We start from the raw sequence: 25,477 nt of genomic DNA on the forward strand, positions 1-25,477 counted from the left end.
ATGCAATCATTCAAAGCATTTATCACAAAAGAATTCAAGCAGATTTATCGCGACAGGCGGACGCTGCTGGTGTTGTTTGGCATGCCGATTATCCAGATGCTGCTGTTTGGTTTTGCGATCCGCAATGAGGTACAGAATGCCCGTGTCATGGTCCTGGACAGCTCCCGTGATGAAGTTACCCGGCAGCTTGTCAATAAGATCGACGCTTCAAATTATTTCAGCGTAGCGGGTGAAATACAGGATATCAACAACATTGAGGCTATTTTCCAGCAGGGAGAGATTGACGAAGTCATTGTTTTCGAAAATGACTTTGCCCGCAAACTGGAGCGAGGAGGGCAGCCGGCCGTTTATGTAATAACGGATGCCTCCAATCCGAATCTGGCACAGCTTATCCAACAGTATTCTTCCTCTATCATCGTGGATTTTCAGCACCGGATTTTCCCTGCCGTCACGGAAGGGGGAGGCATAACAACTCATGCCAACATGCTCTTCAATCCGCAGCTGGAAAGCGTCAATCTGTTTGTGCCGGGACTTATTGCCGTTATTCTGATGCTTATTTCAACATTAATGACCTCCATCGCTATTACCCGTGAGAAAGAGATGGGGAATATGGAGATCCTGCTGGTCTCTCCGCTGCATCCGTCCCAGGTTATCATTGGCAAGGTCCTGCCTTACCTCGTACTGTCATTTATAAATGTACTGACGGTATTAATAATGGCTCAATGGGTATTTGACGTACCCTTCAGAGGATCATACAGCCTTTTTTTGGCTGAGTCATTGCTGTTTATATTCGCTGCGCTGGCATTGGGTGTGTTAATTTCTACCAAAGCCGATGATCAGCAGACCGCTATGATGGTTTCCCTGGCAGGGCTGTTGTTGCCGACCGTTCTGTTGTCGGGATTCATATTTCCGATTGCAAGCATGCCCCAGGTATTACAGTGGATAAGCAACCTGATTCCGGCACGATGGTTCCTGGTCATTGTGCGCAGCATTATGCTGAAAGATTCCAATTTGCTGTTTCTCTGGAAGGAAACCCTGGTACTGCTTGTCATGACTATTGGGTTTATTGTCCTCAGTGTCAGGAGTTTTAAAATGAGACTGGAATAAGGAGACCGTATGTCGGTGATCAGCCGGCAGGGGACATCAGGCAGTGAAAAGTGAGACGGCAAAGGTAAAAAAAGAAAGTTTTAAGTATAGAGTATAAAGATGAAAGTTGAATATTCCAGGTTTGAGGATGAGGCTAAGGTTGAGTTTAATGAATTCGAAGACCTGTACAATGGCTGTCTTTAATGAACCCAATGATAAAATTAATGCTTGACACGAGGATGAGAAATCGGCAGCCTCTGATAACTGATAACTGATAACTGATAACTGATAACTGATAACTGATAACTGATAACCGGAATGCGTACCATTAAATTTCTTTTACAAAAAGAGTTCCTGCAGATATTCCGCAATAAAAGCATGCTGCCTATTATTTTTGTGATGCCTATTATCCAGCTGGTGGTACTCTCTTTTGCAGCAACCTACGAGCTTAAAGAAGTGGATATGCATGTAGTGGATTTCGACCAGTCGGACCTGTCCCGGCAGCTGGTAACCAAATTGCAGGCCTCGGGTTATTTCCATTTAAAAAGCCGCTCCCGGGATATTGATCAGGGAATCCGGGAGATACAGAAAAACGAGGTACAGCTGGCGCTTGTCATCCCTCCTCACTTCAAAAAAGATCTTCGTTCCGGCAAAAGCAGTTCTGTTCAAATGAATATAGATGCCGTAGACGGAGCTACAGCCGGACTCATCCAGGGATACGGCCGGTCTATTATTCAGGATTTCAATGCAGAAATACAGCCCCGCGCTACGGATGTTCAGCGATCCGGTATAGCAGCTCCGGGCATGGAGGTTATTCCGGCCAGCTGGTACAATCCCAACCTCGATTACATCAAATACATGGTGCCCGGAATCCTGGTGGTGCTTGTATCCATGATCGGGATGTTTCTTTCCGGAATGAATATCGTGCGTGAGCGGGAAATCGGCACCATAGAACAGCTCAACGTGACGCCGATTAAACGCTACCAGTTTATTACGGGCAAGCTGTTGCCGTTCTGGATTATCGCCCTTTTTGAGCTGGGAGTGGGACTGTTGATCGCCTATTATGGATTTAATATCCCCTTTGTGGGCAGTGCTTTATTACTTTTTGGCATTGCTGCCATATTTATGCTGGTCGTACAGGGGATCGGCTTGTTTATCTCCACGATAACCGACACCCAGCAGCAGGCGATGTTTATTGCCTGGTTCCTGATGGTTGTGTTTATCCTGATGGGAGGCCTGTTTACCCCTATTGAAAGTATGCCGGTGTGGGCGCAGGAGCTGGCGATGTTCAATCCGGTTGCCCATTTTATCAAAATTATGCGGATGGTATTACTGAAAGGAGCCGGCTGGGCAGAGGTACAGCATCTGACCGGCTTGCTCAGCCTGATGGCGGTAATCATCCTTCCCGCCGCTATCCTGCGGTATCAAAAGTCAACGGGATAGGCTATGTGTGCATTTGTTCTTCCACTTTATAACGAAAAATGTGCCACCGGTGAAAAACAGGAGCCCGCTTTATACGCAAACGCGCTTGAGACCAGAAGTTACACTCCCCGGGAGGGGATAAGATAGGTTAAAGATCGTACTCGATCTTCTTTAGCACTGATCACCAATGGTTTATCTTATATTTTTTCGGAGATCAATAATTTTATTTTTATAAACGTTATTATTCTGATATCCTTCCGGTGGATTCGAAGTGAACTGAAGAAAAATATGGCCGATAAATTAGATCAAATACGACAACAGCTCGACGAGACCGACAAACAGATTATTGATGCGCTGGCAAAACGCCAGCAGCTGGTGCGTGAGGTCTCGTCCTTTAAGATTGATGAAAAGAAAAATATCCGGGACCTGCAGCGTGAGGAGCAGCTCCTCGACAAGATTACGAAGCTGGCCCGGGAAGCGGGACTGGATCGCTATTTTGCCGAACAGCTCTTTAAAGATATTATTGATCACTCCGTTCGTTTCCAGACGCACACCCTGGTCGATCACCAAAATGTCAGGAATGATGCCCAACAGGTACGGGTAGCCTACCAGGGGACGGAAGGGGCATACAGTGATCAGGCGGCGGCGCGTCATTTTGAGGAGCGATACACCGAAGTGCATTCCATCGGGTATGATACCTTTCGACAGGCTGCCCGGGCGGTGGAAGAGGGAGAGGCGGATTATGCCATTCTGCCCATTGAAAATACGACGGCCGGTTCCATCAGCGATACCTACGATATCCTGGGCGACGGGAAACTGCATATCGTAGGCGAGGAAGCCCTGCGGATTATTCACTGCCTGCTGGCAGTCGAGGAGGTTCCGGTGGATAAGATCCGGCGCATCCTCTCGCACCCACAGGCTATTGCCCAGTGCAGCAACTTTCTGGCCAAACAGCACAGGTGCAAAATAGAATCCTATATTGATACGGCCATGGCGGCAAAGAAAGTGCTCGAAGACGGCGACCTGTCGCAGGCGGCCATTGCGGGCGCTCACGCGGCCGAAATATACGACCTTAAAATTTTAAAGCGGGATCTGGCCAATCAGCCCGAAAACTTCACGCGCTTTGTGGTGGTCAGCACCGACCCGGTGGAAATCGACCGGCAAATTCCGTGTAAGACTTCGCTGCTGATGGTCACCTCCCACGACAAAGGGGCGCTGGTCAGCTGCCTGAATATAATTGCTGAACATGATATAGGCATGACCAAGCTGGAATCACGTCCCAAGCCCAACGAGCCGTGGAAGTACCAGTTTTACCTGGATATCGAGGGCAATATTGCTGAACCGGATACGCGGCTGGCCCTCGAGGAGCTGGAGCAAAAGGCCAGCTCGCTGAAAATATTGGGTTCCTACCCCGCCCAGGTGGGAAACGGGGACCATTAAGCGCTTCTTTATCTATACATGATATGCCCCCATAGTTCAATTGGAGAGAACGGAGGTTTCCTAAACCTCAGATCCTGGTTCGATTCCGGGTGGGGGTACAATATTCGTTTTATACTCCTCAGGGCATGTAGTAGGAGAGGCCAGTCCGGATCAAAATAGCGGTTACGATGTTTAAGGGATGGCATGGCGTCCCGTTGAAAAAATGAAAAGCGTGATATGCATGTTTTTCATTGATTATGTACGGTATCACTTTTTAAAGAAAAAGCAATGAGAGGATATGTATAACAACCTGATCGAATTATTCCTGCAAAATAATACGGGAGAGCAGATTGCAGACTCCCTGCCGGTTGCCATTTACGTAACTGATACGGAAGGCCGACTTAAGTATTACAACGAATCCGCTGTTAAATTTTCGGGAAGGAAACCGGATTTAGGCACGGATAAATGGTGTGTCAGCCTGAAACTGTATCATACGGACGGAAGTCCCATGCCGCACGATGAATGTCCCATGGCTGTTTCGCTTCGCGAGGAGAGACGTATAAACGGCGCCGAAGCCATAGCCGAGCGGCCGGACGGGGAGCGTATTTGGTTTAAAGCTCATCCCTCTCCGCTGTATAATAAAGATGGGGAACTAATAGGCGGTGTCAATGTGCTTGTGGATATTACCCCGCGAAAACAGGCTAAGGCAGAGTTGGAGGATATAACGGCCAGGTCCGAACGGCAGGAGCGTTTATACGAGGCGATCATTTCCAGTACGCCCGACCTGATGTACGTGTTTGACCTTGCTTATCGTTTCCAGTTCGTCAACGATGCTTTATTGGAAGTGTGGGGACTAACGCGCCAAGAATCGATTGGCAAGCGTTTACAGGATCTGGGATACGAGCCGTGGCATGCGGAGATGCATGAGCGTGAAATCGATCAGGTTATTGCCACCAGAGAGCCTGTTCATGGAGAAGTGTCCTTTCCGCATGCCCAGCTTGGCGAGCGCATGTATCACTATATTTTTGTACCCGTTTTTGACGATAGGGGCAAGGTTGAAGCTGTGGCCGGGACTACCCGGGATATTACCGAACGCACGCAGGCCGAGCAGGCACTCCGTGAAAGCGAAGAAAAGTATCGGACCTTGTTTGAGACGATGGATGAAGGGTTTTGCATTATCAAACTGGAATTCAATGACGAGAACCAGCCGGTGGACTTTCACTATCTGGAAACCAACCCCGCTTTCAGGAAACACGCGGGTCTCCCAGGGATTGAAGGGAAAGGTTTAAAAGACGTCCTGCCTGTCATCGATGAAAAATGGGTTAAAAAATATGAGAAGGTTATTTTGACGGGAGAACCCGTTCAGGGGGAAGTGTATGCTGAAAAGTTAAACCGCTGGCTTGAAATATCTGTCTACCGCGTCGGAAAGCAAGAAGAACAGAAGGTAGCGGTACTGTTCAAGGATATAACCAAACGGAAGCAGGCAAAACTCAAGCTTCGCAAGAACAGGGACCGGCTGCGCGCCGCACTTCGAATTGATACGGTGGGGGTGCTTTTCTGGGACACCGACAGCATGAGGATTAAAGAGGTAAATAACGCTTTTTTGGAGATGAGTGGATATAACCGGGAAGAAGCCGTGGGAAAGACCTGGCAGGAACTGACTCCCAAAAAATTTTATCCTGTTTCAAAACAAGCGGTAGCAAACCTTGAAAAGCATAATCATACCAAACCTTATGAAAAGCAGTACATACGAAAGGACGGCTCTCGATGGTGGGGGCTGTTCGCCCCGCGTCGGATAGACGAGAACGAGATTGTTGAATTTGTACTTGACATCTCCGAGCGCCACCATGCCCGGGAAGAGCTGAAGGCTATAAATGAAACCCTTGAAGAGCGGGTACAGGAGAGGACAAAAGAGTTGTTATCCTACCAGTCCCAGTTGCGATCCCTGGCATCTCAGCTGAGTAAGGCAGAGGAAAACCAGCGCCAGCAGTTGGCTACCGAAATTCACGATAACCTGGGACAGCTGCTTGCTCTGGGAAAAATGAAAGTTGATTTGCTACGGGATACCCCCGATTCTGCTGATTCATCGAGGGCGATTAGCGATCTGCAGGAAATTCTCGATGATGCGCTTAGATATAGCCGGGAGTTAATGTCTGAGCTGAAACCTCCGCCCTCTATAGACGGCGATATAAGGGTTGCTACAGAGTGGTTAGCCGAAAAGCTCGAAAAGCGCGGTCTTAAGGTGATCATCCATGATGATGGACAACCGAAGCCGCTTGATGAAGAGGTACGGATAACCGTCCTTCAAAGTATAAGAGAGCTGCTGTTTAACGTAGTAAAACATACTTCCGAAAAAGAGGCTGTGATTGATTTGCAAAGGAGCAAAGATCGGTTGCGAGTAACGGTCAGGGACGAGGGGGAGGGTTTTGATCCGGACAACACGGAGTGGACGCCGGATAAAAATGGAAGCTTCGGGCTTTTTAATGTACAAGAGCGTATAGATCTGCTGGGAGGCGTTGTGGAGATAGAGGCCAAACGGGGGGAAGGTACGAAGATATCACTATGCATACCGCTTTCCGGGGAGGCTGCAACCGCAGAGCCGGCAGAGCCGGAAGAGGCATCAGGTCAAATAAGTCGAAATGATGTCCCGCACATTGTCCATGAAGAAAAAATAAGCGTTCTGCTTGTAGACGATCACCAGATGGTTCGCAAAGGGTTTCGAAAGATTATCGAGGATGAGGATGATGTGGTTGTGGCGGGCGAAGCGGGTGATGGAGGGGAGGCTGTATCGTTAAGCCGGGAGACGGCCCCGGACATTGTGCTGATGGATGTAAATATGCCGAAGATGGATGGGATTGAAGCCACGCGCAGAATAACCTCCGAAATGCCGGGCATTCGTATCATCGGACTTTCACTCCACGATGAGAAGAGGGTTATGGAAAAAATGCGAAGCGCCGGTGCCTCGGCTTACCTGACGAAGACGGAAGCATTTGAATCGTTAATGAGGACTATCCGGGCTGAAGCGTCTGCGCAAAGAGAGTAAATACCCACTTATCTAATGCCCTGTTTCGGACATTCTGGCGCAGGAGAGACATTGACGAAAGATTATTTTTATTTTTCCGATGTTGCGGAGGCAACCTTTTAATGCAAATACTTGTATAGTCTAATGAAGGGTGCTGAATCAGCTGCCTTGTTTTCGCGACAATCGATAATACAAAGGAAGATATTTATCAAAAAGTAGAGGGGAAATAAATATCACAAAGACTGTATATATTATGATATCATTGTGGAAGACAAGAGCCGTTGCACCTTCTTATTCAATTGCAATCATAAAATAAAATAAGAGGGATTATTGTTATGAAGATGGAAAAAGGATGGTTTATAGGACTACTTTCGTTGGTATTGGTTATTGGATATGCCTGTCAGGACCAACCGGTCAACTTGAATAAGAGTGACTCAGGACAACCTGCTGAGCTGTCAAAAGTTGAAGGGAGCGGGGCTTCATGGTCGGGTCCCCTTCAGCGAAATTTTCGTACTCATCTTAAAGGTGAAAATGAGGTACCGGCTGTCGAAACGGACGCTCAGGGCCAGGCTATATTCGAAGTAGAGGGTGCCTCCATTCACTACAAGCTGATTGTAGCTCATATTGAAGATGTTCGAATGGCTCATATTCATAATGCCCCGGCCGGGGAAAACGGTGGTGTCGTAGTTTGGCTTTATCCTTCCGCCCCTCCTCCCCAACTGATCGAAGGACAATTCCAGGGCATACTGGCGGAAGGAACAATTACGGCTGATGATCTTGTCGGATCCCTTGAGGGAGAGGCATTGGAGATGTTGTTGGATGAAATGAAAGCGGGAAATACCTACGTCAATGTTCATACTGTAGAACATGGAGGCGGGGAAATCCGGGGACAAATTCAATAATTATATATGCAAATAGTGTGGAAATTATCTAACATCTGTTAAGAATGATAAGATAAGGAAATGGTACGCCGGGAACATGGATATATCTGTAATCCCGCTTTAAAGCCGGGAGAACAGGTTATGCGTTCCTTTTTAATGGCTTAAATTGATAAAGGTGGTATTCCAAAACGCTTTGATGGACAGGGGCTAAACGAATGAAGGCTTCCGGGTTCTCTCTGCTGCCTATTTTAGAACTTTCTTTGCGTGGAAATTCATGATATTTTCTTCGCAGGTTTTAAAAAATCAACACAAGCCAAATACAAATTAAGAAACACCATTATCCCATGATTTCATTTCCGGAAGCCTTCTCCACTGAAGAAAACCTGAACGGCTTCTTCGCTGGGCCTCGCCATATAACAGCATCCCTGCTATTCCTGTTATTATTGGCTGCCCTCCCGGGACGGGCGCAGGATACGGAAACACTCGATACGCTGGTCGTCTCGAAAGAGGTTGTAATCTCCTCAAGCCGGGTCCCCCAGACAGCGGCGGGTTCGGGACGCAATATCACCATCATTCCAGCCTCGACGATCCAAAGCCTGCCGGCTCACACGGCTGATGAAGTGCTGCGTTATGTGTCGGGTGTGGAGGTGCAGTCGAGAGGGGCATTCGGGACACAATCGGATTTCAGTATTCGGGGCAGCACCTTTTCGCAGGTGCTGGTCATGATTGACGGAGTGCGGCTAAACGATCCCCTTACCGCGCACTTTAATTCCAATATCCCTGTTGCACCTTCCGAGATTGAACGCATCGAAGTATTGCACGGGCCGGCCGCTGCCCAGTATGGTGCTGATGCGGTAGGAGGCGTGATTAATATCATAACACGCACTTTTGGCCAGCCTGACAGAGGGCGGGAGACCAGTGCCGACGCCGAGATCGGTTATGGTCAGGATAACCTTAAAACAGGCCGCGCCGGTTTTTTTTACAGCGATGATAACTATCGCATCGGTGGCGGCGGCATGTGGTATGATACGCCGGGACAGTCGCTGGGCGAAGATTACAAGAACCGATTTAGTATTGGGAACGCTTCCCTCTCCGCCGGCTATCAGCTGGGAGAGGGATGGGATTTGTCGGCGCGTACCGCCTATGATGACCGTGATTTCAATGCCAAATATTTTTATACCGCCAGTCCCTATGACGACGCAACCGAGCGTGTGACGGCCTGGTGGAACCAGCTTCAGCTTACCAGGCGTACCGGTAGCCAGGTAACAACCCTGAAGGGATCGTATAAACATAATACGGATGATTTCATCTTTAATCCCGACACCCCCGCTAACCATCATGTTACGAAGCTGCTGAATCTGCAGCTCTACCAGAACCGGCAGCTGTCTTCCCGGTGGTCATGGACCTACGGGGCTCAGACCAGCAACCGGTTTATTAAGAGCAGCGACCGGGGACGACACAACGACTGGCATTACGCCGGCTTTACGATGGTGCAGTGGCAGCCCGGCAGTCCGTTGACGCTGAACGGCAGTCTGCGGGTCGACCATGATGAGAATTACGGTACGGAACTGATGCCTCACCTGAGCGCATCCTATGATCTGGGACAATGGATTTTTCGGGCATCCGGGGGGCGCAGTATCCGTTCTGCAAGTTATACCGAGCGGTATATCTCCAATAATCTGGACGGGCCGGTTGCGGGGGGGCGCAATATCGGGAATCCGTGGCTGAAGGCTGAACGATCGTGGTCGGCCGAAGCGGGATTCGACCTGTTTCTGTTGCCGAACGTCCGGTTTTCGTCCACCGGCTTTGTCAGGGCTTCTTCCAACCTGATTGATTATGTGCTAACGAACTCACAGAATATCCGCAACGACGATAACTTACAACCGGATACGGATTACCTGTATACCGAAAATCTGAGCAGTGTACGAACGGCCGGCATAGAAACGGATCTCTCGATGAACAGGAAACTGGGGCGCGAGTGGATCCTGAGAAACAGAGTCGGATATACCTTTACGGATACCTACAGTGACGAGGGGGCGGCCTCGAAATATGTTTCCAATTATGCCCGTCACTTGGTTAACGGGATGGTCTCACTACAAAAAGGAGCGTTTGAAACGACCCTTAGCGGACTTTGGAAACAGCGCCAGGGTGACCGTGCTGAGGCTATCAGTGCCTATAAATCGCCCGGGTATAGCGTATGGAATGTAAAAGTGGGATATGAGCTGGTTCAAAATATGACGATAGGGGTGGAAGTGGATAACCTGTTTGATGAGCGATATCAGGACATCCTGGGGGCGCATATGCCCGGGAGATGGGCGATGGGCACCCTGAGCTGGCAGCTTTGAGCCTGGAGCCGGTAGTCCCTTTTGCTCACCACGACTCTCTTTGGGCATATATCTTTAAAATCGGCTGGAGTGCTACTTCAAGCCTGATGAGTATGTTTGTTCAGCTGGTGTTGTCCTCCCTCATATTTCTTGGTGGATAATGCGGGTTGGATTGGGAAGAATGCGGGTTAGCGGCGAGCCAGTTTTTCCAGTATGGGCTTGATTGTCTTTTTGTTGACCATGCCGGGTGCGACATATTCCAGTTTGCCTTTCTTATTGATGACAAAGGTCATCGGGATGCCCCGGAATGGTCCATAGCCGTCAAAGACCGAACCGTCATCCACTACCAGGGGATAGTTGACCTCATATTTCCTGGCGAAGGGACGAACGACTTCCCAGCCCTCCTCATCGAGGGAAACCCCTACAAAAAGAACGTCCTCATCCCGCATCTCCTCCTGTATTTCAACAAAATCGGGAATTTCTTTCCGGCAGGGACCGCACCAGGTGGCCCATATATTGAGAACGACCACTTTGCCTTCGTGCTCAGAAAGGGTAAAAGACTCGCCATTCATCTGGGTAAGCGTAAAATCCGGGGCGTCGTTTAGTTGCCGGGTGGTATCGGTCCGGGAAATACCTTCACGGGAAATTTGACGTCCGTCGGAGGCGGGAGCTGTTGCCGTATGAAGAAAAATAGCACGGTCGGGCTGACCGGTGGGAGTAAAAAATGCCAGTGATAATGAAATGAACGTTATCACAGGCATCCACGGCCTGATTAGGTAATTCATGGCTTTAGAGAGAGCGTTAGTAATTTGTGCAGAATACAAAACTCTATTAATAAGGTTTTTCTTTACGAGGCTTTTGCAAATTCCTCTCAGAATGCTGATTTCGCTTTAGGATCTCTTGTGATAGTGGGTTATAGGTTGTCAACCCTGCTTTATGATTCAGGCCTTGTCACGATGTTCGGGTGCGGGCCGCGCATTTATGTAAATGCTCTTTTAATATAATCCAAGATGCACCCTATTTCAAAAAGCGGCAATAAAAAAGGCGATCTCATCAGTGAGACCGCCTTTTAAAATAGGTGAGTGGGTAAAAGAATGTTAGTTGGCTGCCGGCTTCATGTCAAACGGACTGAGTGGAATAGTTTCCACACGCCGGTTTTTGCGGCATCCTTGTCCCGGATCCTGATCAATACAGGGGACGGGCGCTTTACCTAAGCCGCGAACGGTAAGCCGGCTTTCGGCCACGCCGTTTTTGATATAGAAGCGGGCAACTTCTTCTGCACGGCGCTGACTCAGTCGTAAGTTATACTGGTCGCCACCGATGTGGTCGGTGTATCCTTCGATGCGAACGTGGAATTTGGCAGCGCTCAGAATCGCTTCTACATTATCCCTGAGAATACGTGCAGCCGCTTGGTCGATATTGGATCGGTCAAAGTCAAAATTGACAACATCCACGTCATCTTCCCGCAGATAGGGAGGATCCTTCGGATCATTGGGATCTGTTCCCAACTCAAGTTCCTGGGCGTCGGTAAAGCCGTCACCATCCGTATCCACATTGTTGGGATCGGTATTATGCTCCATAACTTCGTCATAATCGCTTATGCCGTCGCCGTCGCTGTCAACCGCATTGGGGTCTGTGCGATATTCGTTGACTTCTTCCCCATCGGTAAGCCCGTCGCCGTCGCTGTCTTCCGCATTGGGATCGGTATTGTATGAATTAACTTCATCTCCGTCCGAGAGGCCGTCACCATCCGTATCAGAATTAAGTGGATCCGTATCATATTCATTCACTTCTTCTCCGTCGGTCAGACCATCCCCGTCGGTATCGGCATTATTGGGGTCGGTACCCAACTTTTCTTCTTCGGCATCGGTTAGGCCGTCCCCGTCGGTATCAACATTCTGTACCACTTCTTCACTCGATTTACAGCCGTATTGGACGAGTGTTCCCCCCACCAACATAAACGATATTAAAAGTATATTAAGAGCTCTTTTCATAATAGTATTTTCCTGCTAAAGATTTAGAATTTAAGAGTGTAAATATGTGGTTGTATATGATCAAAGGCAAAAAATATTTAATGCTAAATAGAAATAAATTTGAAGACCCCGGGGCTCGCCCGGGTTTTATATTTTAAAGTAACCGGGATGGCGCAAGCTGGCCCCGCAGGGAATATCCCGAAAATTCGGAATGGCAAACGGAGATCAGGCGAATTCATAAAATGTTAGCATTAGTTTAATAAACAGCTTATATTTGCACACTCGCATTGGGGCTATAGCTCAGTTGGCTAGAGCGCTTGCATGGCATGCAAGAGGTCCGGGGTTCAAGTCCCCGTAGCTCCACTTGTATAATGACTTAGCTGTATATGTAATAGTATTGGAGCACCATCCTTGTTAAAAGGTACTTGTTCAATTCAAGAATGTTCCCGTCTTAACGTTACATGATTGCAGGCGCGGGGAAAGCGTTTTGATTTGCTATTAACCCCATCTAAGTTGTATCTTTGAATCTTGAGGGTAGGCCCTGCGCAGCCAGCTCCCTCTGAACTCCGTCAGGACCGGAAGGTAGCAGCGGTAGGAGGTCGTAGCGGCGTGATGCAGGTTGCTTACCCTCTCTTTTTTTGCTCATCTCAGGCTGAGAGGCCCCGATCATTTGATGTTACCCGCACAAACGTAACCCCGCCAACTCTTTTTTTGTCGCCGTATGTCAGCTTTCCCGGGGACAGAGGCGACCCATCACAGCCGTCAACCCACTGAACGGGCAGTCAATTTACGCTTAATATCGCCGGAGATATGTTCGGCGTGAACGCGTGTGTTTTCAATAAATAGGCTGCTCGTATCCATCCCGCCGCAGACTACCCCAGCCACATACATGCCCTTACGGTTGGTTTCGAGTGATTGCTCATCGTACACAGGCATGCGCTTCTCGTCGTTGGTCAGGGCAATGCCGAAGTGTGACATCAGTTCGAAATTCGGCTGATAGCCCGTCATGGCCAATACAAAATCATTGGGAATGGCCCTGATGCCTTCCGGGGTATCCAGTACTACTTCCCGGGGTTTTATCTCTTTGACCTCTGTGTTGAAATAAGCCGTTATTTCCTCGTTTTTAATACGGTTTTCAATATCCGGCTTCACCCAGTACTTCACGGTTTCTTTAATCTGTGAGCCCCGTACGGCAAGCGTAACGTTGGCTTGGGTGCGATAGGTTTCCAACGCCACATCCACGGCTGAATTACCCGCCCCGATAACCAGCACATCCTGCCAGGCATAGGCGTGGGCTTCGTCATAGTAGTGTTTCACTTTGTCCAGCTCTTCGCCGGGAATATTCATTTTACGTGCGATATCATAGAAGCCGGTGGCTACAACTACTTTGGAGGCTTCATAGTGATCCCGGTCGGTCCGGACGGTAAAATGTCCATCCTCACCGTCTACAGCCTGTACTTCCTCATACAGGTGGATATCCAGGTCATAACTTTCGGCCGCGCGACGGTAATACTCAAGCGCTTCGCGCCGCGTGGGTTTGGGATTATGAGAAATGAAAGGGACCCCGCCGATTTCCAGCCGGTCGGAGGTTGAAAAGAACGTCATATCCCTGGGATAGTGAAAAATACTGTTGACCAGGCTGCCTCGTTCAATAATTTTGGAGGGAATTCCCTTCCGCTTGAGTTCAATGGCGGTCGCCAGTCCGATGGGACCCGCTCCTACAATAATAACCATGACTTCTGTTTATTTTTTGTGATTAATGGGTGCAATGATAGAACCATCAGGTGAATATCGTATGAATTCCCGTCTATATAAAATAACATGTTTCCCGGCTGGAAGCCATTACGCTATATTGTTGCAACCGGCAAAGTCATAGCAAATCCACAGCGCGGGTCTTCATTCCCGCGCTGTGGATAAAAGTGATAGAATCCTTTGAAAACCGATTTATTGGCCTACCTCTGCATGTTGCGTATTCAACATCCTTACATATGGTATTTATATGTTGTGATTTTGAATGCGCTCAGGCTGTGATACTGACTGAAAATCCTGGTTTATCAGGGCTCCTTACAGTTTACTTACTTAGGCGTGGTGTTGTAGGTTGAGCTGGTTTGGTTAGCCGGCTAAAGCGTTGCCGCTAATTACCCCGGCCCCGACTCCTTCCTCCCCCTTTCTTTTTTTGGCTCTTCCTGCTGCGTTTAACAGCCCCGCGGTTTTTTTGACGTTTCTGGGCCCTGCGGACCGAACGCTGGCGCGGGCTTCTGTTTTTGCTGCCGGAGCGCACGGCCTTGCGCCGCTTCCGCTTGCCGCTTCTTTTTACCCGGGCCGGTCGGGTGGATTTAGGGCCGCGGTTTTGCCTGACCCGGGACCGTTTGTTGATATGCCGGGCTGAACGGGCTTTTCGGGGAGCGCTTCCGACAGACTGCCCGCGGCGTTTTCGCTGTACGGAATGAGAACGGGTTCTCCTCTTCCGGGGCTGCCGTACCCTTTCTCTTGCTTTCCTTTTGTCAATCGTGGAAGCCCGGCGTATTTTCCCGGACCGGTAATTGTTCCGCCCTTTTTGCTTTCGGTAGCGGGAACGCGATTTTCGCGCATTTTTCCGTAAGCGTTTGACGCGTTTTTTATACCTTTTTTCTATATGCGCATAATGCTTCCTTTTATGCATGCGTGCGCGGTAATGCCTGACTTTCGGGTGGACCCGGTGGATCCATCGATCGGGAAGCCGGTGCCTGGGAGCCTGCAGAAAAGCGAATGTCAGTCCATCCAGCCATATTTGCACCGAATAGTAGGGAGAATGATAATCGTCGTAGATAAACCGGTGTCGGTGATACCAGCTGCGGCCCCGCAGACGGATTAACAACTCGCGATCCCTGTACCCGTCACGATAACCGGCTTCATAGATATCGATATCGCGGACCAGCTCATAAAACCGGTAGTCGTTATAATAGGCGTCGTTAACCCCGTCCATATACCCTTTCAGGTAGGCGGATTGGTAGGAATCCCGGTAATAACTGTGTGAGTTGCCTAAATTGAGCTGAAAATGGACAAAGGGTTTAAACGATTGATAGCTTAATTCGATATACGTGGATTGAGCGTCCGTCGGCACGTTGAACAATCCGACCATGAGCGTAGTAACAAATAGTCTTCTAATCATAACAACCTCCTGCTTGGGTCTGGTTAAACGATGTTGTTTATTGATATCAACTATTTACCGGCTCACCAATAGCATGATGATGTTAAATTTGATCCCCCCTGGTTTTGATATAATATCAGAAATCGTTTTCTTACCTTAAATTTTGTAGACAATCGGCGTGTTCTCGACCATCATTGGCATTTTTTTCCCACCGTTTCCATATCTTGGAACAAATATCAAGATTCCCGTCACCATCTACGTCGCCGACAAGAGCATCATGACCGCCGAGCCGCCCATCAAAAATAACTCTCTCAATAAACGTTGGTTCTTTTTCATTGCCAACGTTTTCCCAGATAAACCATCGTGGCGGAGCCCCCTCGGGTAAAATAGTTGGGTCTTCCTGCTCAACTGCAAATATATCCAGAAGTCCGTCTCCATTGAAATCCGCTATTTGCAGCGAATGGAATGAGCCTCGTTTACCAGATGCCTTCTGAGGAAGGAAGTGTGTTTCAAATACAGGTGGCTGTCCTCCTTTGTTTTCCAGCCATGCCCCCCGGGAGCCTTGTTGGTCGCCATCAACCATCACAATATCACTGCGTCCATCATCATTCAGGTCTGCAATCCAGCTTCGACCAGAAAGACCCCAGGGGCCCCGCTTACTCGCAAATGACAAGCTGTGAGACTCCCATTCCCTGCCTTCATTTATATTCTCCAGCCATCGATCAGGCAGCACGATATCTGCATATCCATCATCATTCAGATCTCCGACCCCATTGGGGGCAATCCCTCCATGAATATCATCATGGTCATTCAGGACCTCCAATGTGACGGTGGTCCGCGGCCAATCTTCATTTTGACCTGGATTTTCCGGAATATCGTACCAAAAAAGTCCCACCTCATCTCCGGTTACGACCATCTCTTTACTCCCGTCTCCGTCAACATCAGATGCTACAATATCATGGATTTCTGAAGTAATTCTCGAGTCATATTGGTATAATTCAAAGTGATTTTTGCGTGGGTTTTGGGAATTACGGTACCAATAACCTCCGGTCACTATGTCTTCCCATCCATCTCCGTCCACATCAAATGACGTAGCGCCGAGCGTCCGATTCGGTAACACGCCAACGGTGTGACGCGACCAATGATCCCATCCCTTGTGTTCAAACCAATAGATACTGTCTTCGCGAACGCCAAATGAAAAATCTAAATCTCCATCCTGGTCGAAGTCAGCCATTGAAGGCGTACCGTATCCCCACGTCTTCTCTTCGCCCGTTGGCATTTCGGTGGTTACAAAATGATGTTGGAACATTTGGGCAGATATTTTTTCTCTACTAACGTCAGAGGAACACCCTGTAAAAGTCCACATTATAACCACGAATAAGAAGGGCAAATAATGGGTTGGAAGATAAAAAACGCTTTGCTTCCTCAGTGAAGGAATTTTTTTCATAATTCTGATAGTAAACATTTATAAATTCCTGGCAAGATCCTCCTTAAATTATGTGAAATGTTATTATAATAAGGATAGAATCTTTGCAGCCTTCGATATTTTAAGCAAATATACTATTAATGGGAGGCTTTGAAAAACCTTAATGTTGTTCTTTAGTTCGTCTTTTTTATGATAGTGAACTTACTACATTGCGATGACAGCAATTGCCCTGCTTATTTTTAATGATACTATTCTCGGGCTGGTGGCCAGCGTGCAGATGTGGTTCAATGATATGGTGAGGGTGGGCGACCGGGTGGAGATGCGCAAGGACCTCAAAAAATACCACCTGCTCAAAGAGGAGAAATCAAACTTATCAACCGGTTTGCTTTACAAAAAGAAAAAGCCGTAAAATGCAAACCTATTATGAGTCAACACCTTACGGCTAATATTTCACTTCTTAAAGTGCCCTGGACTGGAGTCGAACCAGCACTCCCAAGATGGGAACTGACCCCTCAAGCCAGCGCGTCTACCAATTCCGCCACCAGGGCAACGAAGGGATCTGATTTCAAGACCCCTAATATAAATGATTAGCATTTAAATCCCAATACACAACCTTCAAATAAATGCCGTCCGGCCCCGTAATCTGATTGGAGTGAAATAAGATCCGGTACCGTATTACTTTATCAGATTTCGGCCAGCTGCTCTTTGATATACTCGTTCTCCGGATCCATCTTTTGAGCCTGCTCGTAATAGGTGCGGGCTTTGGCTCCCTGTCCGGCGCGCTGCATAAGATCACCCATCAGGATCCAGTTTTCTACATCTTTCGGATTATTTCGGATGCGGTCGAGCAGGTAGCTGATGGCTTCATTGCCCTCATCGCTCATAATCATATAGAGGACGAGATTTCGGTGCGCTGCGGGCGAGTCATCCAGGTCGATCGCCTTGTCAAAATCGTCCTTGGCTTCATCCAGATTTTCCAGCTGCAGGTGGGCAAAGCCGCGCAGGTTATAATAGCCGCTTTTTTCTTTTTCACATTTGATGGCTTTATCGAGCGCTTCAATGCTTTTTTCCCACTGGTTGAGCTTCTGAAATACCATCCCTTCCAAATGGTAGCCGTCGGCCGATTCCGGCTCCATTTTTTGGAGCTGGTAGGAGATATCCAGTGCGTGATCGTAATCACCTTCGTGGAGCAGTGAAAGTCCTTCTTCTAATTGTTCTTCAAAGTTCATGCGAAATAGCTGCTTTCAAGTTAAATGTAGTTATAGCTGTTTCCGTTAGAATCAGTTGGTGCACTGCAAGATAAGCAAAGTTAAGGCGTTAATCAGACGATTTGGCAGATGAGGTATCATCTTCGGTGATGTCCTCGTATTCGGCTTCTTCAATCTCTTCAAAACGATCGGCGTCCCGGGTGGGATTCCGCTGTTGGCGCTGCTGTTGCTGTCCCTGTTGAAACTGGCGAAAAGTCTGGTAGAAAAAACTTTTGCCGTTTTTTGGGTCGCTACCGGATCCGGAGTTTAAAAAAAGTCGGCTGATAACCTTGATGAGCAGGTACATCAGTACTAAAAATAAAAGTGTGCGTATCATTACGGTTAGTCAGGGATAATATGAATATGTGTATTAGTGCGTATGGGCTGATCGAAGATCTGTTCTTCTATATAATCTAAGTGTTTTTTATTACTTACGAAATCAATCTCTGATGTGTTAATGATCATGAGTGGTGATTTATTGTAATGGTAGAAGAAATGGTTGTATGATTCGCTCAATTCTTCCAGGTAGGTTCGGGTAATATTGCGTTCGTAGTCGCGGTCGCGCTGGCGGATATTTTCCATCAGGCGATCGACGGACGATTGCAGGTAGATAACCAGGTCGGGTTTGGCCGATATGCCGGTCATAATATCAAAGATAGAATCGTAAAGGGCCAGCTCATCGTCTTCGAGGTTCAGCCGGGCAAAGATACGATCTTTTTCAAAGATATAATCGGAAATCGTCATCTGGTGAAACAGGTCTTTGCTCAGCATATCCTGCTGTTGCTTAAAACGGCTGGCCAAAAAGGCCATCTGGGTAGGGAAGGCGTAACGTTCACGATCTTCATAAAATTTGGGCAGGAAAGGATTGTCTTTGAACTGTTCCAACACCAGGCGGGCACTGTTCCGCTCGGACAACAGCTTGGCCAGGGAGGTTTTACCGGCGCCGATAACACCTTCAATTGCAATAAATTCGAATTGGTTCGCCATATCTGTTTACCAACGTAAATCCGTTTTTTTAATTCGCATATCGGGGGCTTCCGCAAGAAGTTCATCCATCGAACGGCCGGTCTTCGGATCCTTCCATCGGGGCAGGATTTCCCGAAGCGGTTCCAGTACAAATAAACGCTTATGGTATTCCGGGTGGGGAATAATAAGGCTATCCGTTTGAATCACCAAGTCACTGTAGGAAATAATATCCAGGTCGATGGTGCGGGCGCTCCAGCGGGGATGCCCGGGCGATCGCCCGTGTTCGGCTTCAAATGTTTTGAATGTTTTAATGAGTGATACGGGTTCGGCATCGGTGGTCAGCGCGGCGACCGCGTTATAAAAGTCGCGGGTGGCGGGACCAATGGGCTCGGTGATGTAGATGGAAGAGGCGGTGAGGGTTGTTTCGGAAAGATCACGTAAAAAGGTTCTGGCATCCGAGAGGTGCTGTCGGCGATCGCCCATATTGGAACCAACTGCTACAACGACCGTTGCCATGACATGCGGGTTTCGGAATACGCGGTTTCTACGTCAAGGGGGGGCATAAGTTTTCGGACGGCTACCTGTAGCCGTTCCGCTTCCGGAAACGATTCGAAAAGCTGGTCGCCAATACGTTTGGTGAGGGTTTCGATGAGCTTCTGCGAGGGTCCTTCCATCACTTTTTGAACGATGTCCGCCGCTTTTTGGTAGTCGATGGTGTCTTCAAGGCGGTCACTGTCACCGGCTTGCCGCAGATCAGCCGTGAACGTGAGATCGACTTCAAAGCGATTCCCCTGCCGGCGCTCTTCCTCATAAAATCCATGATAAGCCTTGAAACAGAGGCTTTTAAGGGTCAGGGTAGCCATAAGTGATTAAAGGGTGGCCATTTCGATTTTTTGGTACAGTTCATCGACCATTCGTTTATGCTTGGCCGTGGTTTGCATGCGTTCTTCCACCGTAGAGATCGCATGGATTACCGTTGAGTGATCGCGTCCCCCGAAATGAAGGCCGATGGTTTTGAGGCTGGAGTCGGTAAACTGCTTGGAAAGATACATGGCTATCTGCCGGGCCTCGACGATTTCCTGTTTTCGTGTCTTTTCGCGGACTTTATTGGTATCGATGCCGAAATAATCGCACACGTAGTTTTGAATCTGCTCAATAGAGATCGAGGTGTGTGATTCCTTGATCATGTCCTTCAGTACCTGCTTGGCCATCTGGGGCTCTATTTCATCCACATGCTGCAGCGATGCAAACGCCAGCAGCTTGATGATCGCGCCTTCGAGGTCGCGTACATTTGATTTGAAGTTGTGTGCGATAAATTCAAGCACATCCGGCGAGAGCTCGATGCCGTTGTCATTTGCTTTCCGCTCCAGGATAGCGTACCGGGTTTCATATTCGGGGATCTGCAGGTCGGCGCTGAGTCCCCAGCTGAATCGGGAGATCAGCCGTTCTTCGATATCGGGAATTTCCCGCGGAGCGCGGTCGCTGCTCAGTACGATCTGCTTTCCGTCCTGGTGCAGGGCGTTAAAGATATGAAAGAACTCTTCCTGCGTCTTCTCTTTACCGCTGAAAAATTGGATATCATCCACGATTAATACGTCAATCTGCCGGTAGAACATCGTAAATTCACTGGCGCGATTGTTACGGATGGCCTGTACGAACTCATTCGTGAAACTTTCCGAAGAGATATACAGGACCGCCAGTTCGTTGCCGTATTCCTGCTTGGCCTTGTTGCCGATACTCTGGATCAGGTGCGTTTTGCCCAGCCCCGTGCCGCCATAGATAAAGAAAGGATTGAAGGAGTTGCTCCCCGGATTCTCGGCAATGGCCATCGCAGCAGAGCGGGCGAGGCGGTTACAGTCGCCTTCAATGTATCGGTCAAAAACGTAATTGTTGTTGAGGTTAGAATCGATTTTGGCTTTCCGTATGCCGGGAATGACAAAGGGATTCTCGATCTTGCCCGGACTGTATTCGGAATAGCCGCTCATATTTTCATTTTGGTTACTGTCCGGAGGCATGGGACGCTGGGGAAGACGCACCGACCGGTTGTTGGTTTCATTATCAGATTTTTCCAGTACTACCGAGTATTCCAGCTTGCCATTTTCACCCAATACTTTGGCCAGTGTTGACCGCAACATCCCGTAATAATGCTCTTCCAGCCATTCGTACCAAAATTGGCTGGGAACTTCGATGGTTAGAGTGTTATCTTCAAGTTTAACGGGATCAATAGGTTCAAACCATGACTTATACTTTTGATAGCTGATATTATCTTGAATGATATCCAGGCACTGCTCCCAGGCAGCTTCGGCAGAAAGTGTACTCAACGTCCCAAGACCTCCAAAAAAATTAATGTGTTTCTGTGCAAATAAACCCTGTAGTTATCCACACATCCTGAGTGCTGTCACTAATTAGGGTGAAACGAAGATGGCAATTTCACAGACAGATGTCAAAAAAATATCATCGTGTTTTACAAAAGTTATCCACATTACTCTAAACAGTGTAAAGCTATGAGTAGCAATGATTTAAATATTTAACAGCTTTTCTATCAAAAATGACTTGACAACGCTTAATACAACGCTAACATTGATTTTTCCTTTAGTTAACATGGAAATACGGTGATTAAAAAAGTTTTCAACAAGTTATCCACACTAAAATGTGGATTGGTAATTTGCCGTGAAAATATACCGGAGCTGAAGAGTAAAAACGATATAAATCAGCCCTTATTTAAGGCGGGCGATAAGAAAACGGTCCTTCTTGTCGTAGTCTTTTCGAAGGTCGGTTTTCCAGTCTTTTTGATCAAAAAGCTGCTGTATTTGCCCGGCAAAAAGGTCATGCAGCTCCAGGTAGAGCGTACCCCCCGGAGACAGGTTCTTTTCAGCAAACCGGAGGATGTTTCCGTACATTTTGTCCATGTCGTCGGTGAAGAGTGCCCGGTGCGGTTCGTACGTTCGAACTTGCGGTTCCAGTGCCTTTTTTTCCTCCGGTGTTATATAGGGAGGATTCGACACAATAATATCCCAGGAGTTGCCCGGGGCAATGGTTTTCGGATCCATGATATCTCCCTCCGAAAAGGAGACATGCACCTCATTTTGTTTCGCGTTACTCCGTGCTGTTTCCAGAGCTTTGACCGAAATATCTACGGCGGACAGCTGCCATGCCGGTCGCTCCATCTTGAGAGCGATGGGGATGCAACCGGAACCGGTACCGATATCTAACACGGAAAGGGAGTGATCCTCTGCTTCGTCATGGCGATTGAGGATGATCTCGACGAGTTGTTCGGTTTCAAGACGCGGGATAAGGACATCGGAATTCACCGAGATACGAGCATTGACAAAATCCGAGAAGCCGATGATGTATTGCAACGGTTCGTGTTTGGCGCGTCGCTTGACCATGGGACGCAGTTCCCCCAGCTCTGCCGGTGATAGCGGTCGGTCGTACTTGAGATAGAGGTCCAGTCGCTTCGTGTTGAGCGTCTCAGCCAACAGCCATTCAATGCTGTGCCTCGGATCGGGAATTTCTTTTTCTTTAAAATAATCAGTAGCCCATTCCAACATGGAAAGGACCGTCCATTCCTTCACCTTGCTGCTCATTTGTGAGTATAAGCGTTATTTAGAGTCTTCCTCTTCCGTTTCCTGATCCTGTTCTTTCTGGACCGTAAGGCCAAAACGTTTGGCAAAATCAAGAATGAAATCGGTTACTTCATCATCGATGGTCCGTTTTTCTTCGTCAAGCGAACTGCCGCGAAAGCCCATGCGTCCACCGGTTTTCTTAAGTATGAACCGGTTTTGCTTGCCGGTAATTTCAACAATGCAGGTAAGGGTAACACTTGCATTAATCTGTTTTTCATACTCCTCGAAAACCGCCACGTGCACTTCGTCATTGTGGTCAGAAGAGTCGTACTTGTAGGTATACTTTGGCTCAATACTACTGAATAGCTGGGCTGGCATTCGCCGGAGCGTACCGGCCGGTCCGAAAACAAGATACATGCTTACAGAACTCATAATATATTTACTTCAGTTGGTGAGTTACTTCGGTCGTAAACAGCCTGAATAAACGCCTTTCTTAACCCAGAGTCAAATTTACTTGGATATAATTACAAATTTATTTAAGTAAAATTTAAATATTTCATAATTTTTTGGGATACTAACGGTTAAAGAAAGAGCACTGCAACGGGTCAAAAGATCAAACGGAATAGTTAAAGCATGAAAAAAAATAGATTTATACCGGTACTGGCCGCATTAGTGATGATTATGACACTGGGCCCCATTTCTAACACAGTATATGCCCAGCTTGAGGAACCGGAAGTTGTCGGCACTCCGGATCCCAAAACCCCTTTGAGCGAGGGGTATACCACGGGGATCGGCTTTGATATTATGCTCAATAATTTTGGTTTTGGCGTCGGGGGACATTTCAGCCGGGTGCTTGGCGATTATACGGAATTTAGTTTTCAGGCGGGTATCACCGGTATTCGCGATGTGAGCGAGCAGACTTTTCAAAGCTTTTTTACGGGCAGCCGCATCGTTCCCAACAAATATAAACGAGGGTTCGGATTTCCTTTTCTTTTCGGGCTGGAACAGCGGCTGTTTGCGCGGAAAATCCAGGATAATTTTCGCTTTTTTGTAGGCGCGGCTGCGGGACCTGCCATGGCGTTTGTCTACCCCTATCTGAACGATTCCAACGAGAACGGATTTCGTGATATTCGCATCAACCCGAACACGGGATTTATAGTGGGAGCGGAGCGCGTCAATGATTTCTTTACCGGCTGGGGCGACGGCGAGTCGAAGTGGGGCTATGCCGGTGAACTCAAAGTTGGGGCTGACATCGGACGTTCTTTCGGCACGCGTACCACTATCGAGTTCGGCTATTTTTTCTACTATTTCAAAGACGGACTGCAGATTATGGAGCCTTACCGCCCGTACGGATATGATGAGGACGGATTTCCCATAGCGGTAAATGAGCAGGGAGAGCCAAGATCTCATTTTGATGCCCAGAAATATTTCGGTACCCCGCAGATCAAGTTCACGTTCGGGGGGATGTGGTAAGTGAGGGCAGTACAAAGTACAAATAGTACAAAGTATAAAGTAGTGCCTTGGACCTTTTACTTAATACCTACAACCTTGTACTTTCTACAGAATACCTTCTGCTAAATCTCAGCTTTTTCTTCTTTATCCATAGGTAAAATCCTTGTACCTTTCGAATCAATTTCACTGATAAAAAATATTGAGGAGCATGAGTTTAATAGATGAGATTATCGGACGCCAAATTATTGATTCCCGGGGAAATCCCACGGTAGAGGTTGATATCGTATTGACAGATGGAGTCATGGGACGCGCATCCGTCCCCTCCGGGGCCTCTACCGGAGAGCATGAGGCGGTAGAGCTTCGCGATTCCGATTCCGACCGCTATCTGGGCAAGGGAGTAACCCGGGCTGTGGAGAATGTGAATTCCGCCATTGCCGAAGAGCTGCGGGGAAAGGAAATTTTTAACCAGGTGGCCATTGATGATCAGCTGTTGGAATTGGACGGCACGGCAAACAAGGGTAATTTGGGCGCCAACGCAATGCTGGGCGTGTCGCTCGCAGCGGCCGATGCGGCAGCCAACGCATTGAACATTCCGCTTTGGCGCTATATCGGCGGCGTCAATGCCAAAGTGCTCCCCTTGCCTATGATGAATATTATCAATGGCGGGTCGCACGCGGATAACAATGTGGATCTGCAGGAGTTTATGATTATGCCTGCCGGTGCAGAGACGTTTTCCGAGGCGGTTCGAATGGGATCCGAAATCTTCCACCATCTGAAAAGCGTGCTTTCTGATAAAAACTACAGTACCGCGGTAGGGGATGAGGGAGGCTTTGCGCCTGACCTGGATTCCAATGAGGAGGCCGTTGAAGTGATCCTGCAGGCTATTGAAAAGGCGGGATATATCCCCGGCGAAGAGGTGGTCATTGCGCTCGATCCCGCTACGGCTGAATTCTACAATGCCGATAAGGAGGTTTATGAATTCCGATGGAGCGACGGCAGCAAGCGTTCTTCTGAAGAAATGGTTGAATTCTGGAGCAACTGGGTTGATAAATACCCGATTGTCTCTATCGAAGATGCCCTCGATGAAAATGACTGGAACGGTTGGAAAATACTCACCGAGGCGGTAGGAGATCGCGTGCAGCTGGTAGGTGACGACCTGTTTGTCACGAACACCGACCGGCTGGCCAGGGGCATTCAGCAGGGGGTGGCCAACTCGATCCTCATTAAGGTTAATCAGATCGGTACGCTTACCGAAACACTGGATGCGATTGAGATGGCACACAAGAACGATTATACGGCCGTTATTTCTCACCGATCCGGTGAAACGGAAGACACGACGATTGCTGATTTAGCCGTGGCCACCAATGCGGGTCAAATTAAGACCGGTTCCATGAGTCGCACGGACCGTATCGCCAAATACAATCAGCTGCTGCGTATCGAAGAGCAACTGGGTGCGAATGCTATCTTCATGGGAGGAGATACCTTCGACGGTTGAGAATATAGTTTCCAGGATCCAGGCTGCTCTCCGGTCATAAAAAGAGGCATGAGGGACCAATGAGGCCC

22 protein-coding genes, 3 tRNA genes and 1 other RNA gene are annotated in these 25,477 nt (G+C 48.2%); 12 read left to right on the top strand and 14 right to left on the bottom strand.

Annotation, left to right across the window (positions count from 1 at the left end):
- The 7 genes from BUB16_RS04155 to BUB16_RS04185 all read left to right on the top strand — a co-directional run bounded on the left by BUB16_RS04155 (position 1) and on the right by BUB16_RS04185 (position 10,175).
- A complete protein-coding gene (locus tag BUB16_RS04155) occupies positions 1-1,107 on the top strand; it encodes an ABC transporter permease (RefSeq protein ID WP_073059789.1) in 1,107 nt (368 codons plus the stop codon).
- A 297-nt stretch (positions 1,108-1,404) separates the two neighbouring features.
- Positions 1,405-2,529 (top strand): ABC transporter permease, encoded by a 1,125-nt coding sequence (locus tag BUB16_RS04160; protein WP_073059791.1) that lies wholly within the window; start codon positions 1,405-1,407, stop codon positions 2,527-2,529.
- A gap of 267 nt (positions 2,530-2,796) precedes the next feature.
- The gene (gene pheA, locus BUB16_RS04165; protein ID WP_073059793.1) at positions 2,797-3,948 is read left to right on the top strand and encodes a prephenate dehydratase; all 1,152 of its coding nucleotides are present in this window, start codon (positions 2,797-2,799) and stop codon (positions 3,946-3,948) included.
- Positions 3,949-3,973: 25 nt separating this feature from the next.
- A tRNA-Arg gene (locus BUB16_RS04170) sits at positions 3,974-4,046 on the top strand.
- Positions 4,047-4,225: 179 nt separating this feature from the next.
- Positions 4,226-6,970 (top strand): PAS domain S-box protein, encoded by a 2,745-nt coding sequence (locus tag BUB16_RS04175; RefSeq protein ID WP_073059796.1) that lies wholly within the window; start codon positions 4,226-4,228, stop codon positions 6,968-6,970.
- Positions 6,971-7,284: 314 nt separating this feature from the next.
- Positions 7,285-7,851: a CHRD domain-containing protein gene (locus BUB16_RS04180; protein ID WP_211483087.1), complete on the top strand. Its 567-nt coding sequence runs from the start codon at positions 7,285-7,287 to the stop codon at positions 7,849-7,851.
- Between the two features lie 323 nt (positions 7,852-8,174).
- Complete coding sequence (locus BUB16_RS04185) at positions 8,175-10,175, top strand: TonB-dependent receptor plug domain-containing protein (protein ID WP_073059798.1); 2,001 nt, start codon at positions 8,175-8,177, stop codon at positions 10,173-10,175.
- 167 nt (positions 10,176-10,342) lie between these two features.
- Here BUB16_RS04185 and BUB16_RS04190 read toward each other — a convergent pair whose 3' ends face one another.
- Complete coding sequence (locus tag BUB16_RS04190; protein ID WP_084088022.1) at positions 10,343-10,939, bottom strand: peroxiredoxin family protein; 597 nt, start codon at positions 10,937-10,939, stop codon at positions 10,343-10,345.
- Between the two features lie 312 nt (positions 10,940-11,251).
- Entirely contained in the window at positions 11,252-12,148 is an 897-nt protein-coding gene (locus BUB16_RS04195; protein ID WP_073059802.1) for an OmpA family protein, read from the bottom strand.
- 268 nt (positions 12,149-12,416) lie between these two features.
- Between BUB16_RS04195 and BUB16_RS04200 the strand changes: the two genes are divergently transcribed.
- Together BUB16_RS04200 and ffs are read left to right on the top strand one after the other, a co-directional pair.
- Positions 12,417-12,490, top strand: a tRNA-Ala gene (locus BUB16_RS04200).
- Between the two features lie 169 nt (positions 12,491-12,659).
- An RNA gene (gene ffs, locus BUB16_RS04205) (signal recognition particle sRNA small type) lies at positions 12,660-12,759 on the top strand.
- A gap of 130 nt (positions 12,760-12,889) precedes the next feature.
- Here the strand turns inward: ffs and BUB16_RS04210 are convergent.
- The 3 genes from BUB16_RS04210 to BUB16_RS04220 all read right to left on the bottom strand — a co-directional run bounded on the left by BUB16_RS04210 (position 12,890) and on the right by BUB16_RS04220 (position 16,566).
- Positions 12,890-13,861: a YpdA family putative bacillithiol disulfide reductase gene (locus BUB16_RS04210; RefSeq protein WP_073059804.1), complete on the bottom strand. Its 972-nt coding sequence runs from the start codon at positions 13,859-13,861 to the stop codon at positions 12,890-12,892.
- A gap of 400 nt (positions 13,862-14,261) precedes the next feature.
- The gene (locus BUB16_RS04215) at positions 14,262-15,278 is read right to left on the bottom strand and encodes a hypothetical protein (RefSeq protein ID WP_139240178.1); all 1,017 of its coding nucleotides are present in this window, start codon (positions 15,276-15,278) and stop codon (positions 14,262-14,264) included.
- Between the two features lie 130 nt (positions 15,279-15,408).
- Positions 15,409-16,566, bottom strand: coding sequence for an FG-GAP repeat domain-containing protein (locus BUB16_RS04220; RefSeq protein ID WP_073059808.1), 1,158 nt, complete (start codon positions 16,564-16,566; stop codon positions 15,409-15,411).
- Between the two features lie 331 nt (positions 16,567-16,897).
- Between BUB16_RS04220 and BUB16_RS04225 the strand changes: the two genes are divergently transcribed.
- Positions 16,898-17,092: a mechanosensitive ion channel gene (locus BUB16_RS04225; RefSeq protein ID WP_073059810.1), complete on the top strand. Its 195-nt coding sequence runs from the start codon at positions 16,898-16,900 to the stop codon at positions 17,090-17,092.
- 54 nt (positions 17,093-17,146) lie between these two features.
- On the opposite strand, the gene BUB16_RS04230 is transcribed toward BUB16_RS04225, so the two are convergent.
- From BUB16_RS04230 to BUB16_RS04270, 9 genes are all read right to left on the bottom strand, one after another.
- Positions 17,147-17,231, bottom strand: a tRNA-Leu gene (locus BUB16_RS04230).
- A gap of 135 nt (positions 17,232-17,366) precedes the next feature.
- Complete coding sequence (locus tag BUB16_RS04235; protein ID WP_073059812.1) at positions 17,367-17,912, bottom strand: tetratricopeptide repeat protein; 546 nt, start codon at positions 17,910-17,912, stop codon at positions 17,367-17,369.
- A gap of 88 nt (positions 17,913-18,000) precedes the next feature.
- Positions 18,001-18,267 (bottom strand): hypothetical protein, encoded by a 267-nt coding sequence (locus BUB16_RS04240; protein ID WP_139240179.1) that lies wholly within the window; start codon positions 18,265-18,267, stop codon positions 18,001-18,003.
- 5 nt (positions 18,268-18,272) lie between these two features.
- Positions 18,273-18,917: a deoxynucleoside kinase gene (locus BUB16_RS04245; protein WP_073059817.1), complete on the bottom strand. Its 645-nt coding sequence runs from the start codon at positions 18,915-18,917 to the stop codon at positions 18,273-18,275.
- Positions 18,918-18,923: 6 nt separating this feature from the next.
- Positions 18,924-19,412 carry a 2-amino-4-hydroxy-6-hydroxymethyldihydropteridine diphosphokinase gene (gene folK, locus BUB16_RS04250; RefSeq protein WP_073059819.1) on the bottom strand — a complete coding sequence of 163 codons (489 nt, stop codon included), beginning with the start codon at positions 19,410-19,412 and terminating at the stop codon, positions 18,924-18,926.
- On the bottom strand, positions 19,394-19,759 hold the full coding sequence (folB, locus tag BUB16_RS04255) for a dihydroneopterin aldolase (RefSeq protein WP_073059821.1): 366 nt from the start codon (positions 19,757-19,759) through the stop codon (positions 19,394-19,396). Before folB ends, folK begins: the two co-directional genes overlap by 19 nt.
- A 6-nt stretch (positions 19,760-19,765) precedes the next feature.
- Entirely contained in the window at positions 19,766-21,217 is a 1,452-nt protein-coding gene (gene dnaA / locus BUB16_RS04260) for a chromosomal replication initiator protein DnaA (RefSeq protein ID WP_073059823.1), read from the bottom strand.
- A gap of 396 nt (positions 21,218-21,613) precedes the next feature.
- Positions 21,614-22,483 carry a peptide chain release factor N(5)-glutamine methyltransferase gene (gene prmC / locus BUB16_RS04265; protein ID WP_073059825.1) on the bottom strand — a complete coding sequence of 290 codons (870 nt, stop codon included), beginning with the start codon at positions 22,481-22,483 and terminating at the stop codon, positions 21,614-21,616.
- Between the two features lie 15 nt (positions 22,484-22,498).
- The gene (locus BUB16_RS04270) at positions 22,499-22,894 is read right to left on the bottom strand and encodes a hypothetical protein (RefSeq protein ID WP_073059827.1); all 396 of its coding nucleotides are present in this window, start codon (positions 22,892-22,894) and stop codon (positions 22,499-22,501) included.
- A 201-nt stretch (positions 22,895-23,095) separates the two neighbouring features.
- Here BUB16_RS04270 and BUB16_RS04275 point away from each other — a divergent pair, with 201 nt between their 5' ends.
- The gene (locus BUB16_RS04275) at positions 23,096-23,935 is read left to right on the top strand and encodes a hypothetical protein (protein ID WP_073059829.1); all 840 of its coding nucleotides are present in this window, start codon (positions 23,096-23,098) and stop codon (positions 23,933-23,935) included.
- A 187-nt stretch (positions 23,936-24,122) separates the two neighbouring features.
- Positions 24,123-25,409, top strand: coding sequence for a phosphopyruvate hydratase (gene eno, locus BUB16_RS04280; protein ID WP_073059832.1), 1,287 nt, complete (start codon positions 24,123-24,125; stop codon positions 25,407-25,409).
- Positions 25,410-25,477 lie beyond the last annotated feature (68 nt).

The sequence above is a fragment of the Fodinibius roseus genome (assembly GCF_900129315.1).
Taxonomy (GTDB): Bacteria; Bacteroidota; Rhodothermia; order Balneolales; family Balneolaceae; genus Fodinibius; species Fodinibius roseus.